The sequence below is a fragment of the Rubripirellula amarantea genome (genome assembly GCF_007859865.1).
GTDB classification, from domain to species: domain Bacteria; phylum Planctomycetota; class Planctomycetia; order Pirellulales; family Pirellulaceae; genus Rubripirellula; species Rubripirellula amarantea.
In genome coordinates this window covers 2,527,229-2,545,642 of sequence record NZ_SJPI01000001.1, presented here as the reverse complement: position 1 = coordinate 2,545,642, position 18,414 = coordinate 2,527,229, and the positions used below count along the sequence as shown (strand labels likewise).

Below are 18,414 nucleotides of genomic sequence, written 5' to 3'. Positions count from 1 at the left end.
CCAGCGTCTGGGAAGGCGAACTAGACAGGGCACACTTTTTGCGGGCCGCGTAGTTTAACGTTCGCGTTCTACGGCGCAAAGTCCTTCTTTGGCACGAATTTCGATGGTCTGGACTTAGTTTTCGGTCGTTTTCCCCTGCAAATGTCGCCGAAGAAACCCGTCGGTCAGCTTCGCGAGGTGCCATTTCTGGTTCGGATCGGTGACCGCATGGCCAGCGCCCGGATAGATCATCATCTCGAAATCTTTACCCGCCTGCTGCAAAGCATCTGCCATCCGAAGCGTGCATGCCGGGTGCACATTGTCGTCGATTTCGCCGTGAATCAACAACAATTTGCCTGATAGTTGCCCCGCTCGACGCACCACTGAAGTGGCTTCGTACCCATTGGCGTTCGCCGCGGGCAGCCCCATGTACCGCTCGGTGTAGAACGAATCGTATTCCTTCCAATCGGTGACCGCACCGCCGGCGATTCCGGCTACGAACGCATCGCTATGTGTCATTGCGTACAGCGTCATGAATCCGCCAAAGGACCAACCTCGGATCGCGATCCGCTCGGTGTCGACCCAGGGTTGGCGCTTAAGCCAATCCACGGACGTCATCAAATCAGCAAATTCGTATTTCCCCAGTTCCCTTTGAACCGGCCAGCTCGCTGCCGCCGAACTGCCTGCGCTGCTGCGATTATCGACGACGAGCGTGGCGATGCCCTGTCGAGACAACCATTCGCGGTAAAGCGTTGTCGTTCCGCGCCAGCGATCCCGCACCGTCGGAGTCCCCGGCCCGCCATAGACCTCGACGACAACCGGGTAGCGTTGGGCCGTCTTGGCGGCTTCGGTCACCCGGGGCATGACTAACATCGCCGGCAACCCTTCGCCATTTTCTCCTTTGATAGAAAAGATCTCAGGTTTACTGATTGGGGTCTTAGTCTGTAAGGCTTGGTTTTCAATCGCAATCGCCAAGCCACCATCCGCTTCGCTCGACTGGACGGACAACGAAGGTGGCGACGAAGACGTGCTATGACGGTCCGTGAACCATTGTCCGTCCAATGCAAAATCAACGTCGTGCCAACCAGGCTTGGTGGTCATCAAGATAGGGATGTCAGACGACCGTGCCGCCCGGCCAACCTTGGAGCCCAGCCCAGAGCTAGGACCCTGCCCAGAGCTAGGACCTCGCCCAGCGGTAGAATCTAGCCCAGCAGTAGAATCCTGCCTAACTATGGGATCCCGTATCGTTGTCTGGTAGACGTAATGCCCCTGACTCGATCCACGATCAGCCGTGAACAGCACTCGCAGCGGCGACGATCGAGATGACACCGCGAAGTTCATAACATGCATGTCGTTTGGAGTGATCGGGTACGAAGACCGACCATCGGGATCGATGGAGTACAGGCGGTACTTTCCCGATGGCAACTCGCTTCGCCAAATCAATCCGCCGCTAGGCAACCACGCCGGCGATGCGGGAGGCTCCACCCAAGCAGGGCTCTCTTCACGCAGAAACACTTTCGCCGTCGCTACCACATCGTGCGAAGTGGGGTCTGCCATCCTGAGTTCTCGGTAGGTTTGCTGGCGATCACTTATGCAATAAACCAACTTGTTTTGACGGTCGTGCCACCAAACGCCGCTAATGATGAGTTCATCCTGGCTGGTCGACTGCACCAGAACCTTCGCCTGCGGAACCTCCCGAGATGCGAAGTCACGAAGGTCCCAAAGCAACAACGAGGCGTGAGGAATGGGATCCCCCGCTTTGCTGTAACGCACGGTCGGCCCGGCATTGCGATCGTGCTTGGATTCCGCGAGCACATACGGTTTCACCTCACCGATGTCGATACGCAGCATCGCCAACCAATGGCCATCAGGGCTAAACCAGAATGCTCGGAAGTTTCCTCGACCATAGATTTCTTCCTGATAGGTCCAGTCCAAGATACCATCAAGCAACGTTTCAGAAGCATCATGGGTAAGACGTCGAGTCAGGTTGGTCGCAACATCCATCACGAACAAGTCGCCCTCGCGGGTATAGGCGAGCTTGCGACCGGTTGGATCAAGTGTCGGATCGTGCCAAGTCGAACCATCGCGTGATAAATAGCTCGCGGGTGTTTGTGCCGAAACGGTGATCACGCTGTTGCCCGACCGAACAATGATCGAATCCGTGGCCTCTCGCATCGAAGGCACTGCTTCCGCAATTAGGGGCTCTGCCTTCTCGCGATCGATTTCCGATAACGTGGCGAGCTGATCGCAAAGTCGGTCAAACACCGGCCATGGCTTGACCCTTGATTTGGCATTCGGTTCAACGGCAAGGTCAAAGCGTGACCAGCGATTTCCGTAACGGATCAACAGCTCTGACTGATCTCGTCCAATCCAGTGTGACTTGGGTAGTTCCGCTGCAAAATCAACTTTCTTGGTCGGGTGGTAGAGGCGTTCGAGCGATAATTCATTTCGTTTCTCGCTAACAACATTTCCCTCGACTTTTGCCTCGGCTTGTTGCCCCCGCGAATTACCCGGCATGGCAATTACCAGACCTAATCCCATCACGATCCAAACCGGTTTACAATACGAACGGATGGGGGTCCTGCGTGTCTTCCATGGACTTGTCATATGATTGTTCGTTCTCAAGAGTTTTCCATCGTGATTCTGTTTCGATTGTTGGTCGCCCTGATCATTGTGGCAACCTCCACCCTTGTTTCGCTTTCCAATCCTTTGTTTGCGGAAGATGGCGTTTCTAAGCGTCCCAACATTGTTTGGATCATTAGCGAGGACAACTCGAAACACTATTTGAAGCACTTTGACGAATCGGGAACGCCAACGCCAGCGATTGAAGCGATGGCACGTCACGGCGTGACATTCGACCGAGCATTTTCTTGCTCGCCGGTTTGCTCGGTGGCGCGAACGACGCTGATCACAAGCTGCTATGCACCACGCATCGGCACCCAGTACCACCGCGCTTTGAAACAAGCCGAAATGCCCGCCAACGTGTCCATGTTTCCTAAGTATCTCAAGGATGCTGGCTACTACACCACCAACAATGCCAAGGAAGATTACAACGCCGTCAAAACCGACGGCGTTTGGAATGAATCGTCCAGGCGAGCGGACTGGAAAAACCGGCCTTCCAACGACACTCCGTTTTTTCACGTCCAAACCATCCACACTTCGCACGAAAGCCAGCTTCACTTTAGTGAGGCGGACATGCAAACACCCAATAAGACGTCGTCGGATGAAGTCGACCTGCAACCCTACTTTCCTGACACGCCACTGTTTCGCTACACCCGGGCACGGTATCACGATCTAATTCAAAAAGTGGACGACCAGGTCGGGAAGCTCATTGAAGATCTCGAAACCAGTGGAGAACTTGAAAACACCTTTGTGTTTTATTTCGGGGATCATGGCGGTGTCTTGCCACGATCCAAAGGCTATTTGTTTGAAAGCGGTTTGCACGTTCCCTTGGTTGTTCGTGTTGGTGACAACGTCAAGCATCTCGTTGACCGACCGTTTGGCAGTCGCACCAACGGCTTTGTTGAGTTCGTTGACTTCGGGCCCACCACTTTGACCCTTGCCGGTGTCGATGTCCCGACCGAAGTTGACGGCCAACCTTTCTTGGGTGACAAGATTGATGCATCGGAAGTGGACCGACGAGACGAAGCGTTTGGGCACGCCGATCGATTCGATGAAAAGTACGATCTGGTTCGTTCTCTTCGCGTGGGCAATTGGAAGTACATTCGCAATTTCGACCCGATCTATCCTGACTCGCTGCAAAACAACTACCGGTACAACATGCTGGCCTACCAACAATGGCGACAGCTTTACCAAGACGGCGAACTCACCCCGGACCAGTCGGCTTTCTTCGAGTCAAAGTTGCCTGAAGCCCTGTATGACTTAGAGACCGATCCACACGAAACAAACAACCTGGCCACTGAGCCTCGTTATCGATCTCAACTTATCGAGATGCGAGATCGACTGACGCAACGATTGATGGACATGCCCGATCTGAGTTTCATCCCGGAAGCCTACCTGATCGACGAAGCAATATCGCAACCAGTCGCCTTTGGCCAAACACATCGGGATGAGATCGGCGAATTGATCCGAATTGCAAACCTGGCGTTACGGCCTTGGAACGAGGCCAAACCAGAACTCAAAGCTGCTTTAGACAGCGAAGACCCGTTGGTCCGCTATTGGGCGGTTGCCGCAGCGACTAGTTTCGGGGATCAGGCAGAGTCCATCAAACATGAGATGGAAGAACGCTTGGTCGACATGGAACCGATCGTCGTTGCCCGCGCCGTTGAGTTCTTTACCACCACTGAGTTTGATGATCTCAAACAGGGTGCTGAACCGCTCAGTTTTCTGTACCGTTCCATCTCTCGAGCGACCAGCGAAGCGGAAGCGTTGCCCATTTTGGGAACCGCCGTTTTCGTCAACGATCACTGCGACGACCGTTTCCCCCTCGACATGAAACAGGTGAAATTGATTATCCCTGTTGTTCCCAATAGCGAACTTGAACGGCGAATGAAGTACTTGGGATCGCTTTAGCAGACCGAAGCACCCAAGCTAAAACGTGAGCAGGCAGCTTCGTTAGCCCTATCGCTTCGATAGATTCATCGCCGCCAAGACGACGGCCCCACGGACTGCTACAGCCCGGCATCCGCGATTGCCTTCTTGGCCTCATCTAGAAACCCGGGCTGATCAACCAAGTTCAAGACCGCAGGGTGGCTCAGCAACGTCATGGCCGCGGCTCGGTCCATTGGCTTGCCCGAGGTTAATATCTCTCGCAAGTTTTCATCGCCACGCAACTCAGCCACGGCCTCGCGAACGTCCGGGCGGTTTTGCAGTTGGCGGATCGAGGGATGTTCAATGACCTCGTTCATCTTCGACGGATCGGCTAACACAGCGGCAGTCTGTTGAACTCGTTCGATCTGATTGAGCTGAGGGATTCGCGTGAATGGGTTGTACTCGCGCATGTACTTGCCCGCAGCACTTTGGTCCACTTCCTCGCTGATCCAGAACACGGCTTTGGTGACTCGGGGCAAGTCGGCTTCTGGGATGTTTTGGTTGGCAACACGCTCACGCTGAACCGGTTCAATCATCAAGATTCCGCCGATCAACAGCACGACTGCAAAGCTACTTTGAACACATCCGAGCAAAAATCCGGAACGACGGTTCAGACGATCAAGCGATGGTCGCCGAGCGATCACGCGTCCGATCGTGAGATAGCTGATAAACCAAACCACCATCGAGATAGCAATCGCAACGACTCCGATACTGACACCTCGATTGAGCAGGCCCGTTGTCCCAAACCACTGGGTGAAGCGAGCTTCCTGTTCGATGCCTAAACTTGGACCGTACCAGACCGCAGCGGCGAACGCAGCAACCGAGGTGATCATGGACAACGCCCCCATTCGATAACCACTTAGCGATCCCACGCCGGCAGCTACCAAGACCGCGGCCAGCAAGGGTTCCCCCTGGTATCCGAAGTATCCTGCGGGACCAAAAAATGCGATGCACCAAAACAATCGCATCACTGGGGACATCGTTGATGAGACTTCGGGCTCGAAGGGGAATTTCTGTTTCATGGTGATCGTCAAGCGGGGCGTATTGAAGTTCGATAAGTTGAAAAGCATCGAAAGCATTGGCCCGCTGTCAGAGCGGACCGGTTGCCAAGTTGAAAAACCCTACGTCGTGCCCACCGTGTTTCACGGATGCATCGCCGAACTTGTTTCGGCCGAGCTGCAGTTCGTGTTCGGTTTATGCGGATTGTTCCGACAGTTTCGCTTTTTACGTGAGCCCCGCTTCTGATTGAGACACCGGTCGTGACAGTCGATCTTGATGTTAGGAAACGGAATCGTGGCTTGACGGGTCACGGAATTACCCAGGGAAGGAACGGTCATGAAAGACACGCTGATGAACCAATTGAACCGCACTGGCCACCTAGGCGCAGCCTTTCTAATCGCCTGCCTGTGGATAAGCTTCAATGCGTGTTCCTTGGTAAACGCACAAGACGCTGACGCAGGAGCCGAGAAATCTGACACGCTTAGCGAACAACTGCGCAAGCGTTTGAAAGAACTCGAAATCGAAGACACCGACGGCGACCGGGACATGAGTGGTCCGGAACGGGTTGCAGATGATGATGACGATGCTCGAGCGAATGCGGACCTCGGCAACCTTGACCTCGATGTCGATTTGGAACCGAACAACGAACGCCCTTCCACGCAGGTTGTGGGGGGACGATTCGTGTTGCCAGAACTGGCCGCTGTTTCCACTTCAACCAAAGAGATCGGTAACGGCAGCACACCCGACGGGTTTCGCAGCGAGGCACCGCGACCATTGATGATGCTTCCCGAGCAGGGCAGTGACCGCGAATTGGACCAAACCTGGAATTGGTCGGTGATTGAGTGGGAAGCCGCAAACACGTTTTCCAACCCTCGCTATTTCGAAGACCGAATGCTGGAACGTCACGGCCACGAGCGTTGGGGGCACCTGCAGCCGCTCGCCTCAGGTGTGCGTTTTTTCAGCACAATTCCTATGTTGCCGTACAAAATGGCGATTCAGAACCCCTGCGAGTGCGAATACACCATGGGGTACTTTCGCTCGGGATCGTGCGCACCGATGGTCTACCAGCGTCCGCCATGGGATCGAAAGGCAATTCTTGCTGAATCAGCCGCTGTGGCGTCCGGAATGCTGATTTTCCCATAAGATCAGCCGTCATCTCTTCCGCCTTTGGGCAGGCTGAGTTAGAACAGGGCTTCGGAATGATTCACCCAACGAACCTTTCAATCGATTCGCCATGTTTTACGTCGCCCTGATCCTCGTCGCCGTCGCCAGCCGCTTCCTTCCGCATCCACCCAATGTGGCCTGCATTGGAGCAATTGGCTTGTTTGTAGGCTGCTACGCAGCGGGCAAACGCGCCTACTTGGTGCCTGCGGCTGTGCTGTTGCTTAGCGACATCATTGGCTACGCCCTGGGAATTCCCGGCATGGGCTTCTACGCTCCTGTGACGATGCTGGCTGTTTATGGTGGTGCAACGCTTGCCGTGCTGATCGGGCGTCAACTCGCCAAGGTTCGCGCCTCAACGACCGCTACCAAGTTTGGCTTAGGCGTATTTGGCGGATCACTTGCCGCATCGACCTTGTTCTTCATTGTCAGCAACCTCGGCGTTTGGGCCGCAGGTTGGTATTCAATGACCGCGGGCGGATTGGTCAGTTGCTTCGTTGCCGCGATTCCGTTCTACGGCTACACGATCGCTGGTGACTTAGCGTTTTCGGCTCTGATGTTTGCCGGTTACGAATTCGCGATGAAGCCATCCGCTGTCGCTGCCAAAGCCTAGTTCACTCGCACTAAACAGGAGATTTATTAGTCCGCGAGATCTCGATTCGGCCTCATCTGCGGGTCGACAGCTCGCACCGAGTTCCATGATCCCAGCGCACCGTCGCTGGCATGAACGTCAATGTGCCATCGAAGTCGCTCGACGGTGTCGGGTACATCGAACTCGATAATGGCAGTCCCGTCATCGGCGGTGATCAACATCGGATTCCAAAACAACGTGGCGGGTACAGAGCCTTCATTGACCGACTCTTCAATCGCGGTGTAGGCGTACTGTCGAATCGGAAATCGCAACTCTGCGAGTAAATCATCAGCCATCGTGTCGGGTGTCAGTCCACGCCGCACCATCATCTCTTGTAATTTTTCACGTGTGATGGGTTGCGATGCAAACCACGCTTCTGAATTGCCGTTCAACAGCAACGATTGCAAGATCTCAATCGTTGCCTGTTCATTTTCGTCTGGCATGATCGATGGTGTGCTTGGCGAATCTTGGAGGTCCGTGTTGGGTAATACCGCCGAGGGCGTGTCATAGTCAGCCGAAGGTGTGATCACCGTGCTTTGTGATTGCCCGCACCCGGGCACCGCTAGCGCCACTACGACCATCAGAAGGGCAACAGACCGGGGCCAGCGACGTCGATGCCGAGCCCAGGTCCAAACGCTGCCAAGTAAGAACACAATCAAGGTCCAAATTGAACCGCCCACCAACATCCTACGGAACGATTCATGGGAGGCCTTTAGGTGCTCATCCCAAGCCTGGATCTTGGCCTCGTCGTCGGTAGTGTAAACGCTCTGGCGTTCGCCCTCGCCATTGATGGAAAGCAAACGCACGATCCGTTCTCGCAAGTCTTTCTGGTTGACGGAAGTCATTGCCCCTTCACCACGCCACGCGAACCTTCGCCAGCCCTGGGTGGCAAGTAATAGATCAAGCGCCACTTCGGATTCCGGCTGATCGCTTAAATAGAAGTCCCCATTTTCGAGCGCCTCTGGGTTAGCAATCTCACTGCCCAAACGAAAGAATGTGGGCATGGTCATTCGTGGCTGATTGGCTTGAACCGCAACTTCTTCGTTCACGACGCTGACGCCCAACACTGCGCGTGACAAAGCGCCGGAAGGATCGGAAACCTGGACTCGGAATCGTCTCGATCCTTCACCGAGTATTGGATTCATACTTACTTTGAGCGTGTCCTGAGACTTGCGATACACCAATCGCTCCATCACTGGCCTGTCCGTGTCGTCAAAGACCGTTAGCCGGACAACTCCCGCAGCATCAGTGGGAATCTCCAATGAGATCGGATTGTCTCCTTCGTGGAGCAAAACATTTTGTCGGGTGAGAAGCCGACCTCGACAAACGGCATGCACAACAACGGCACGACTTCGCAGACTGCGCAGAACCATTTCAATGGGCTTGTGAGCGCCAAACACGCCTTTCCCTGTAACGATCACCGGCAAATCGGCAACTGCCGTTGGCAAGGACACGGCGTCGTCATTTGTCGGTGAACGCCACTGATAAGTCTTGCCCAACGCTGGAGTGATTTCAAATCTCGCCCTTCCATCTCGGTTGGTGGTGAATGCAGCAACAACGCTCTCCGCTTCATCCACAATTTCGCCGCTGATTTCCACCGGTGCCCCCGAGTTGTCGAGTGTTTGGACATACACGCGGTTAGTTAGGCCGGCGACCAACTCTCCGCCCTCAGGGAAGAACTGAACCCGAGGATTTCCTTGGACCAAGGGAATCGGGAATGACCGTGACTCACGGACTTTCCCCACCGCAACCTCCAACGACAATCGGGCCTTATCGGACATCAAAGACCGTGGAAGCCGAAACAAACATTCAAATTCACCATCGTCACCGGAACGACCAGACGCCCGATGCAAAACGCTTTTCCCTGCGATCGCTTGAACCGTTACGCGGGCTCCCATCTGTGGTGCCCCGGCGAGATCCTTGATCCGAATCGTCGCTGAAACCATCTCGCCGGGCCGATAACTGCGTCGGTCAAACAGGACCGACTTTGCCATGGTGACTCGCTTGAATGCTTTTACCTCGATCGGTATCTGCTCGCTGGGAAACAAACCATCTAAGCTTTCCGCAACCACACGGTAACTTCCTGGATCTAGATCCGCTGGCAATACAAACGCAGTATTGCCGACACCCTGCTGCGTGACTCCCTCGTGAACTTCGCTATGCACTTGAGGTCCATCGGGACGCAGCAGCGAATACCGAATAGGCACTTCAACGACGGCGGTTTGACGAACTCGGGTCATGGTGACGGATCGAACATAGACGGTTTCGCCGGGTGCGTATAACGGCCGATCGGTGGTGAGATAGGTTACGCATCGCGTCGGCGGCAATGGAATTTCAATCGTACCGCTCGGTGATCGCTCACTGTCTTGTTTCGCTTGGATCCGTAAACGAGTCTCTGCGGGGATTACCATTTGGTCAGGCAACTCAATGCGAACGCTGCCTTCAACGTCAGTTTTAACGACCCCGCTAAACAGCACCGAACGATGGTTAAGAACCGAGAACGAAAGCGTCGCCGGAGTGACAAGAAAGTCGGTAGTTGTTCCAGAGACCGGCGACGCCTGGACGTTTACGGCAAAGCTGGAATCCGGTTGGGTGTCCACGCGAGCCTTGATTGCAATTGGCATTGGCGGTCCCGCAGGACGGCTCGCCAGGTGACCTGCGGCCAATATCAGCCATCCCAAGCAGGCGGCTAAGGCAGCGGCGACAAGAGGACGCTTCTGATACGGTTTGGCCAAACGTTGTCCCGCGACGTTCACCATCGCCACTGGATCATCCAGTCTGGAAGCTTGAGCTAGACCGTCGCTGATTCGTTGCGTTTGCTGCCAAAGCAAAGCTACTTCAGGCTCCCTTTCGATGCGGCTTCGCAAAGCGGATGCATCCGGTTCATCCAGCAGATCGAAATGCAGTTCAAGGAGCTGATCAAGCAATCGTTGACGTTCGGCATCGGTCATGATTCACTCTCCACTGAAGCGCGAAGATTGGCAAGGGCAGCTCTCATACGAGTCTTAACGGTGCCGACGGGAACGGATATCGCATTGGCAATTTGTTCATACGTCATTTGTCCGTTCTGGCGAAGTAGAAAGACGTCTCGTTGTTCCGACGAAAGCCCAGCGATAGCGTGTCGAAGCAACTCTAATTGTTCCTGTTCGATCGCCGTCCGTTCCGCGATGTCGCCCGTTTGCGTGAACGAAGTAGCTTGGTCGATGGATCGGCGACGTCGGTTCCAAGCGGTCTTACGAGCGTCGCGAGCCGTGTTGATTGCAATGCGGAAAACCCACGCCCGTAAGTTTTCGACTCCATCCAATTGGTCGCGATGATTCCAACACTTCAAGAAAGCTTCCTGCATCACGTCGCGGGCGTCATCCCTATTACCAACGGTGTAATAGATCGTCCCAAGCAACTCGCCTCGAAATTCTTCAAAGCACGCCTGAAGCGGATGCTGCCAAGGCGCATCGCCCTCACAGATCGGGGGCAAATCTCGTGCTGGCGACGTGGCTTTCATGATTCACATCTTACGACGATCCAGCAGTCCCCACGGATTTATCAAAATCTCGATTTTCTAATTTTACGTGATTGATAAGCGTGACGGGCAATGGGTAGGCAGCGGCCCGGTCGAGAACGGATCCAAAATTCACATGCGTTTGGCAGGACCAGTTTAGGAGTCGAACCGTCGAGCACTCCGAACCACGTGACCAGCCCAGCAACCATCTCACCGACGGACATGGTCGGAGGCTGCGGTGACGGGCGCCGAGAAACACGCGTCGATCAAGTCTGTGATGAAGAAGATTACCGGTCCGTCTGGTCGGTAAGTTGTTGGCGTGCCCCTAGAGAGCTGAGCCAATCGGTCAGGGACAAACGCAAGTCGTCCTCATTCTTACGGATTGCCTTGTTGAGTTTTTCGGCGAGCGTGTCGTTGGCGCGATCCACAAATCGCTCGACCAAGACTTCCTGCATGATCTCGCCCCACGCTTCGGCGGCATCACCGCCAACGTGGCTGACTCGATCGACCTCGAAAGATTCAAGTGATAGATCAGCGGTCTCAACGTGAGGCCGCATCACTAAGGCCGGTGGAATTTCGCTGTAGTCGGCCTGCGTCCGTAGTGCCATGGTTGAACGCATGCGAATCTTCATTCGCCCACTAACCGTGACACTAAAAATTCGAACGCCCAAATTCCAACGTTGGATCCGAGCAGTAAATGTCATTGGCGTTATTAACGTTGACCGAATCCGCATCGCACTTCCGACCGCGTCCTGCAGGCCCGTTACTTCGTCGACGGTTAAGGAGATCTGGTCCGTCAGATGCTGGGGTGGCAGCGAAACTTCGTACTTGATCCAACGCCCGTGATTGACATCCTTCTTACGCCGTTTCGTTTTGAGCTTGCCACCGTCGAAGCGAACTTTGACTCCAGCCCAAATGCTTTTGGTTTCACCCCAATGCTTGTCACCGTCGAAAGTCCGAGGTGACTTTCTAATCGCCACCTCCGACAACCACTGGATCGAGGCCTTTGCTTGAGCAAGCGAATCGGCCGAAGCGGAATTCGCCGATTGCAGATTGCCACTTTGATTGGACGGCCCAGACAAGCTAAACGTAGTTTGCCCGTTCGCGACCGTGCCGATGAACAAGAGAGAGGCAACCGCGATCAGAAAGTCGCTGCAGAGTTTACTGATCACGGCGCCATTGCTTCCGTGCCGATTTAGAAAACGCTCAACTAGCGATAAACGACGGCAAAGTAAACGCCGTCTCGCCCCGTAGCCATCGCTGCTCCGGCGACTTGCATGCGAGGATCGCTGGTGAAACATGCCGACACTCCTGACGGCGAGTACGAACTGGACCATCCGACACCTTCGTAGGTTCCGGGAGCATAAGATCCTGGTGGATGACTCTTCAAGCTCATTGATGCCATCATTTGAGCGCGTCGCTCGGCTACCGCTTGCAGAGAAGGATCATATCGCAGGCTGCCGATTCCTTGTCGAGCCCGTTGCGCGTTCAAGGTCGAAAGTACATTTTGAATGGAACCTCCACCTTGGAGGGCCCCAGCACCACGCGAACCATTGCCTGAATTAAAGGTCGGATTCGCCGAAGTGGGTGCCGTATAGGTCACCTGCTGGTTGGCCGACTGACTACTAGACCCATGAACCTTACCGCACTTGGGACACACCGCACCAGAACTTTGCACGACGGTGGACATCGCCGGAACCGGCGAGTGCATGGTGATAGAGGAAGGACCGACGGTATGCGGTCCGGTGGAATAAACGATGCCTTCGGCTGAAAGCGATGAAATGCTAAGTGCCGAAAGCGAACCCAAACTCAAAACAACCAACGAAACAATCCGTTGCATGTAATCTCTCCGAAAGAGAAAGAAACCAAAGCGACGCCTCCCCGATTGAAACAATCTTGTTTGAAACAATCTTGTTGGCGAGGCGTCCACGACGCGACCAACATCGAGATACCTATCAAACGGTAAAGGGGGCCGACTGGGTGGTTAGCGCCAAGTTGGGAAAAACCGTGTTTTTGGCACGCAATTTCTGCGGCACATTGCGACTATTTTTCCCATCGTCTCAGAGCAAGACGACCAAAAAAAGATTTTTAGCGACGTGGATTTGACGACACTATCGTACCACTAGCCGAACGATGTCGCTCATCGAGTCCCGATCACGAACTCACGAACCTTCGGTGGCCAGCTTTCGGAAGTACGCCTCGATTGCCTCGCGATAATGCGTGGGAAGATCGCGACTGATTTGCTGCAATGCTTGTTGGCGTTCGGCAGGCGGAAGGTTACCCCAACCGTCACGATCGTCGATTTTCTTCTTGTCGACATCACCCTTGCCGCTACCGCCAGCGATCTGACTGTCTTGCATTGGCGAGCCTTGACCGCCATTGCCCCCGCTAGGCTGTCCGCCCGCCTGTTGTTGCTGTTGCTGCTGCTGTTGTTGTTGCTGCTGTTTTTCGAGGTCTTCGATGAGCTTTGTCAGCTTGTCGATAATCTTTTGCTCCTGTTCCTTGGTTTGATCATCACTGCGACCAAGGTCTAAGCGACGAGTCACATCCGTCATCAATCGCGAGATTTCGTCGAGCGTGTCCTCTTTGAGCGGCTTGATATCGGCGACCATCATGCGAGCCGTCCGGGTGAAACGCACCGGGCTTTCGTCCTCGTTCTCAAGCAGTCGCCGCAAGTCTGCAAGTGCTTCCTTTTTCATAAGCAATGCGTGGTAACAAGCACCTCGGTAAAAAAGCGTCGCAGCAGGATCAAGGGATTCGGTGGGATCCACTTCGGCGATAACCGGTAGAGCTTCGTCGTACAAACGAGCACGAACCAATTCGCGACCTAGCCAAGTTCGCAGCGTCATCCGCATCGATTTGGGCAGTGATTCGATCTCGGAATAAGTCTCTGAGTTGGGATCAACCGTTTTACCAGCGGTCGAAATCGAGTTTCTCGTGTGCGAGACCACTTCGTCGATCACCGAGACACGGCTGAGCGTGACATGGACATACGCATCGAGGGGATCTTCATCGCGACTTTCGATTGCGACCAAAAAGTCCTCTGCCGCTTTGTCCATCGCGTCGGGCGTAATGCCGAGTTGGTCGAGTGCCGATCGAAGCAGAGTGGCCATTTGCTCGGTGCTTACCGCACGCCAACTCGATTCATTTTTCAGCGACTCATCGGCCCGAGCAGTCGAGCCGGTGGACGTAAAGAACGGCAAGCACAGGAGGCAAAACCCCGCCAAAGCGATGGGCAACCGAGAAAATGCGAGTGGTCCGTGGGCGAAGCTCTTCGAAGGAGCTTGAGATGGGTTCAGATCCAGACGGCGTGCTGCGTCGGTAGGCTCAAATCGATCCACGTTCACCTCTCGTTCATTGGTTCCTCTTCAATACCAAATCTCGAGTGATCTGGTACAGACGGTTTTGCCGTTCGGAGAGATCTTGCAATAACGGCAAAACTTCGTCTCCAGACGACTCACCTGATTCTAGCAGCCCCGAATAGCGATCCGTGGTGGATTTAATCCGAGTTTCCATGGTCCGCAGCAGTTTCAGCTCCGCAATTGCCTCCACCAACGGCTGTTCGCCTTGTCCGGGTTGGCCGGGCTGGCCCTGTTGTTGCTCCTGACGTTGCTTCTCTAAATCCCGCTGGGCCTTCTGTAGGGCGGCAATCATCTCTTCCAAAGCCGCCAGGATGTCCTGCTGGATCCCCTGAGTCACAGTGTCAATTTGAGCTCTCGCCAGTCGTTCAGCCACTCGAGCAGTATCGGCACGAATTTGGGAAACAACTTCTGGAAACGCGACACTTGAGCCTTCTTCCCGCAACAAAAGCATGGCTCGGTCCGCTTCGAGGGTGATTTTTTTTTCGTCGAATGCCAGATCCCCCGCCTTCAAATCCGTAGTCCGGTCACGCTGAGACTTGGGAACCGAAGCGAGCAACTTGGTCTTCTCGAGCACGTCGACTTGCATTTGAGCCATTTTCCGAAGCCTCGATTCCAACTTGGCAAGTTCCCTCTGCATCTCCTCTTCGCGAAGCTGACGCAGGATTTGCTCAAGTCGATCGATGGCGGCTCGCAGATTTTCTTCGGCTTCACGCTGTTTCTCGGTAGCGGGTTCACGCTGAGCTTTTTTCAGTTCCTCCTCGGCCTGCTGCATTTTCTTAATCGCTTGCTCAAGCTGCTGCTGAACTTCTTGCTCGGGGGTCTTAGGCTGCTCAGGGGTCTGGGGCTGCGATTGGTCAGACTGCTGTGACTGGCCCTGTTGCTGTTCGCCCTGCTGAGATTCGCCTTGCTGGGATTCGCCTTGCTGGGATTCGCCTTGCTGGGATTCAGACTCAGCGGACGGTGACTCCTTGGACTCAGCTTCTTTGGATTCACCTTCCTTCGACTTACCCTGCTTCGACTCACTCTGCTCAGACTCACTCTGCTCAGATTCGCCCTGTTGCATCTCTCCAGGCTCTTTGGTTTGGCCATCGTTTGACTCATCATCGCCTGACTTTGATTCCGAGTCGGCGGCCTGATCCTCTGGCTTCGCTTGATCGTCCGATTCAAAATCGCTCGCGTTCTCGTCGCCCTCATCCTTCATGCGGTCGTTGAGTTCCTGACTTCGTTGGGTGACGTCTTTCTGCTCCTTCTCGACTTGCTTGAGATCAGCACCATTTTCAGTGCGAGCGCGAGCACTACGCTGGTTGTTCAAATTCCGTTTCAGATCTTTGATCAACTTGGCATATCGCTCCTTCTCATCACGGATTCGCTTGCTGCGATCTTCACTCATCAATAATTTCAGCAGCGATGCCAGTTGCTCCTGAGCGTCGCCCTGACTTTCAACCGCCTTCTGGAACTCTTGATTTCGGAGCGATTCGGACGCAGTTTGCAATTTTTCGAGCACAAACTTATCGCGAGATTGGCGTGCTGCTCGACGAAGCAGGGCAGCCCGCTCGGGGTTCTCCGCCGCTTCAACATCAGCCAAACGCAACAGAAGCTCTTCTAACCGCTGATAGCGATTTGCCACGCCCAATTGACGCTGCGCCAGCGCGGCTTCGTCACCACCTTCTTGCGCCGAATCGTCTTGACCTGAAGCGAAAGGGACACCGAAACTCGGCCCCATCGCGACGTGCTGCCATGCTAGGAACACACAGAAAACTAAGAACAGTGATCGCTTCATCATTGGAATAAATCCAGCACGCGTTTCTTTCGTTCGGACTTGGTGTCTTCAAGCAGTTCATCTTGATCGTCGATCAAACCACGAACCATGTCCAAGATTTCGTTGTAACTTTCCAGATCAAGCATTTTGTCGAGCACAGCGGTAAGCTGCAGCAACACGTCTTCGGCCGTGGTAACGGCATCACGCGTTTTCGACTTTGCCGCTTCATCGTCACCAATCAATCGCTCGACATCCACGATCTGTTCGCTGAGCTTGGCCAGGGGCACTTCGACGATTCGGCGGAGAGGATCGCGAACGCCGACGCCAATACGTTCGCGACGGTCGACACTATCGACTCGGTTGTTGACCATTTCCAACAACAAGTCTTCCAAAGACGCTGCGATACCAGACAACTCCTCCGAAGTCTTGCTAGCCTGCAGGCCGGATTGCTGGACTCGCAATCGGCGAACTTGGTTCTTGCGAACCTCATCGGTGTCGGCTTGATTGTCGCTGGCCGTTGATTCCTCTGCATCGGGCGTTGAAGTAGGTTTCTCGCTATCGAAACCTCGCTGCAGCAGACTCAGTGCATCTCGCAAGTTGCGGGTCTCGTCGATGGTCTGCTCAAGTCGCGCACGCAGCGCCAACTCCCGCCGCTCCAAAAGCGCGAGCAACTTTTCAGGAGTCACAACCTGCAGCCTAAAAATTTCACTGCGAGTGAGGTGGTTGCCACTTAGATTGTAGCGATCGGATGCTTCGCCAATCACGTTGATCGCATCATCGGGAACCAGCTCGGGCAGCTCGCCGTTGGCGATCAAATCACGCAGATCGAGTTCGGTCTTTGCATCTCCATCACGGTCGATTCCAGGTGTTCGTGAAGCCACTTGAAGCGAAACTTCATCGTCGGCACCAGTTTCGGGTTGTTCCTCACCTGCCTTTGTGGGAGTCACCGACACCACCAGTCGCTGCACGCCGTAGTCGTCGATCACGCTGGCTTCGACAGGAATCTTAGCGATCGGGGTAACAGCAGAGCCGATCCCGATTAACTTCATTTTGAGTTCAGGCGGCTCATCAAGAACTACCCCCAGGAAGTACCGATAAGGCGCTTGAGCAGAAATCCCGCTGACATCACGTGGCACGATCGACACAGTCGTCGCGTTGGTGAAATTGTTGATTCGAAGACGCAACTCAGTTCGGTCGTCGGAATACTCCGTCGTGAACGGCACCGGCTGTTCATTGATGGACTTAACCATCACGTCGGCGTCACCAAGTGGCATGCTGCTTGTCGCTACCAAAGTCACATCACTTCCCTCGGCGACACGCAAACCAGATTGATACGACGACTCCAAATCCCAATCGGGTCGATCGCCGGTTGATGCAGCCACAGGATCGCTTTGCAAGTACTGGGGATACCGAACGCGAACCTTCATGTCGGCTACCGCTGGCGGCGTCACCGCTTCGATTCGAAAGCCGTCTAAGCGATCGTCCAATCCACGCACGTAAAACTCAACCGAATCGCTAAGGCTGGCCAGCGGTGGACCGTCAAGCAAAAACGACTGATAACCATCAATCACCCGACCGACTCTGCGCATGTTGGTTTGACCGCTCGAAACAACGCCCGCTGCTGAATTGGCGTTCGAGGCATTGTCGCTTGGAATGGTTTGGTAGTAGACCGTGCACACAACGGGCAACTCAGCATCGCCGTCGGCTTTGGCGCGAATGCGAAGCGAACCACTACTGCCGCGAGGTAGCCTGACGACTTTGTTTTCAAAGGCCACGAGTTGCGGCTCGGCGTTTTGATTGTCGGCGGCTGTCACAACAGGCAATTCCACGCCGACCATTTCCAAATGAGCCCGACGCGGCCAAGGTTCGTCGGACAACAACGTCAGCCGAGATGCAGCCCGACCAAACGCTTGGGGGCTAATCACCAGCATCAGGACCGCCATCAACAATAGCGGTGCCACAATCATTGCCTTTCGAATGAGCGGCTCTAAACGAAACACTTTCGCGGGATCGACTCGGTCAATGGCATCCGCCGCCTCGTCGTGAACGTGCCTAAGCAATTTCGCGGAATGGGAATCCCCGTCACGACCGGGCCGATTCAATTGCACCGCAGTCACCAGACGACCGCCCAGGTCGGGGTGGTGCCGTTCCACTAGTAAAGCAAGCGAATCATCGGGCAACGGTCGATTCAGTCGTCCAAACAACATCTTGGTCGCGATAAAGACAAGAACAACTGCCACAACGACTAGCAACAAGAGCCGAGCCAACCAAGGCATCTCGGTTCCGCCCATCACAACCGGCAAGTAATCCAGTGCTAGGCCCAGCCAAAACGCAGTCAATACAACCGCAGCGAGAGCGAGCACCGAATCCCACACGACATATCGGCGGACTCGATGACGCAATCCTTCCAGCAATTGCGTCAATCGCGGATCGAGATAACCTGAGGATGCGGGCGAAGTCGGCATGAAGTGAG

Annotated in this window: 12 protein-coding genes; 3 read left to right on the top strand and 9 right to left on the bottom strand. The window is 54.7% G+C overall.

Annotation, left to right across the window (positions count from 1 at the left end; genetic code table 11):
- Positions 1 to 114 precede the first annotated feature (114 nt).
- Complete coding sequence (locus tag Pla22_RS09245; protein WP_165440577.1) at positions 115 to 2,496, bottom strand: S9 family peptidase; 2,382 nt, start codon at positions 2,494 to 2,496, stop codon at positions 115 to 117.
- Positions 2,497 to 2,586: 90 nt separating this feature from the next.
- On the opposite strand from Pla22_RS09245, the gene Pla22_RS09240 reads away from it, so the two are divergent.
- The gene (locus Pla22_RS09240; protein ID WP_146514355.1) at positions 2,587 to 4,512 is read left to right on the top strand and encodes a sulfatase-like hydrolase/transferase; all 1,926 of its coding nucleotides are present in this window, start codon (positions 2,587 to 2,589) and stop codon (positions 4,510 to 4,512) included.
- Positions 4,513 to 4,610: 98 nt separating this feature from the next.
- On the opposite strand, the gene Pla22_RS09235 is transcribed toward Pla22_RS09240, so the two are convergent.
- On the bottom strand, positions 4,611 to 5,552 hold the full coding sequence (locus Pla22_RS09235; RefSeq protein ID WP_165440576.1) for a CvpA family protein: 942 nt from the start codon (positions 5,550 to 5,552) through the stop codon (positions 4,611 to 4,613).
- Positions 5,553 to 5,865: 313 nt separating this feature from the next.
- Between Pla22_RS09235 and Pla22_RS09230 the strand changes: the two genes are divergently transcribed.
- Entirely contained in the window at positions 5,866 to 6,672 is an 807-nt protein-coding gene (locus Pla22_RS09230; RefSeq protein WP_146514353.1) for a hypothetical protein, read from the top strand.
- 91 nt (positions 6,673 to 6,763) lie between these two features.
- Positions 6,764 to 7,303 (top strand): DUF6580 family putative transport protein, encoded by a 540-nt coding sequence (locus Pla22_RS09225; protein WP_146514352.1) that lies wholly within the window; start codon positions 6,764 to 6,766, stop codon positions 7,301 to 7,303.
- Between the two features lie 26 nt (positions 7,304 to 7,329).
- Here the strand turns inward: Pla22_RS09225 and Pla22_RS09220 are convergent, their stop codons facing one another.
- The 7 genes from Pla22_RS09220 to Pla22_RS09190 form a co-directional block, all read right to left on the bottom strand.
- Positions 7,330 to 10,272: an MG2 domain-containing protein gene (locus tag Pla22_RS09220; RefSeq protein WP_146514351.1), complete on the bottom strand. Its 2,943-nt coding sequence runs from the start codon at positions 10,270 to 10,272 to the stop codon at positions 7,330 to 7,332.
- Positions 10,269 to 10,823 carry an RNA polymerase sigma factor gene (locus Pla22_RS09215; protein WP_146514350.1) on the bottom strand — a complete coding sequence of 185 codons (555 nt, stop codon included), beginning with the start codon at positions 10,821 to 10,823 and terminating at the stop codon, positions 10,269 to 10,271. The genes Pla22_RS09220 and Pla22_RS09215 overlap by 4 nt, the downstream gene beginning before the upstream one ends.
- 284 nt (positions 10,824 to 11,107) lie before the next feature.
- Positions 11,108 to 11,992, bottom strand: a complete 885-nt coding sequence (locus Pla22_RS09210; RefSeq protein WP_146514349.1) for a hypothetical protein — start codon at positions 11,990 to 11,992, stop codon at positions 11,108 to 11,110.
- 38 nt (positions 11,993 to 12,030) lie between these two features.
- Complete coding sequence (locus Pla22_RS25655; RefSeq protein WP_242631896.1) at positions 12,031 to 12,660, bottom strand: CAP domain-containing protein; 630 nt, start codon at positions 12,658 to 12,660, stop codon at positions 12,031 to 12,033.
- A gap of 322 nt (positions 12,661 to 12,982) precedes the next feature.
- The gene (locus tag Pla22_RS09200) at positions 12,983 to 14,161 is read right to left on the bottom strand and encodes a hypothetical protein (RefSeq protein ID WP_207310320.1); all 1,179 of its coding nucleotides are present in this window, start codon (positions 14,159 to 14,161) and stop codon (positions 12,983 to 12,985) included.
- A gap of 13 nt (positions 14,162 to 14,174) precedes the next feature.
- The gene (locus Pla22_RS09195) at positions 14,175 to 15,965 is read right to left on the bottom strand and encodes a coiled-coil domain-containing protein (protein ID WP_242631895.1); all 1,791 of its coding nucleotides are present in this window, start codon (positions 15,963 to 15,965) and stop codon (positions 14,175 to 14,177) included.
- A complete protein-coding gene (locus Pla22_RS09190; protein WP_146514348.1) occupies positions 15,962 to 18,406 on the bottom strand; it encodes a polyketide synthase in 2,445 nt (814 codons plus the stop codon). The genes Pla22_RS09195 and Pla22_RS09190 overlap by 4 nt, the downstream gene beginning before the upstream one ends.
- Between the last annotated feature and the right edge of the window lie 8 nt (positions 18,407 to 18,414).

Coding starts and splice junctions, on each gene's coding strand:
- Pla22_RS09190 (WP_146514348.1), bottom strand. CDS start 18,406: ATGCCGACTTCGCCCGCATCCTCAGGTTATCTCGATCCGCGATTGACG.
- Pla22_RS09215 (WP_146514350.1), bottom strand. CDS start 10,823: ATGAAAGCCACGTCGCCAGCACGAGATTTGCCCCCGATCTGTGAGGGC.
- Pla22_RS09245 (WP_165440577.1), bottom strand. CDS start 2,496: ATGCCGGGTAATTCGCGGGGGCAACAAGCCGAGGCAAAAGTCGAGGGA.
- Pla22_RS09230 (WP_146514353.1), top strand. CDS start 5,866: ATGAAAGACACGCTGATGAACCAATTGAACCGCACTGGCCACCTAGGC.
- Pla22_RS09225 (WP_146514352.1), top strand. CDS start 6,764: ATGTTTTACGTCGCCCTGATCCTCGTCGCCGTCGCCAGCCGCTTCCTT.
- Pla22_RS09220 (WP_146514351.1), bottom strand. CDS start 10,272: ATGACCGATGCCGAACGTCAACGATTGCTTGATCAGCTCCTTGAACTG.
- Pla22_RS09240 (WP_146514355.1), top strand. CDS start 2,587: ATGATTGTTCGTTCTCAAGAGTTTTCCATCGTGATTCTGTTTCGATTG.
- Pla22_RS25655 (WP_242631896.1), bottom strand. CDS start 12,660: ATGCAACGGATTGTTTCGTTGGTTGTTTTGAGTTTGGGTTCGCTTTCG.
- Pla22_RS09195 (WP_242631895.1), bottom strand. CDS start 15,965: ATGATGAAGCGATCACTGTTCTTAGTTTTCTGTGTGTTCCTAGCATGG.
- Pla22_RS09235 (WP_165440576.1), bottom strand. CDS start 5,552: ATGAAACAGAAATTCCCCTTCGAGCCCGAAGTCTCATCAACGATGTCC.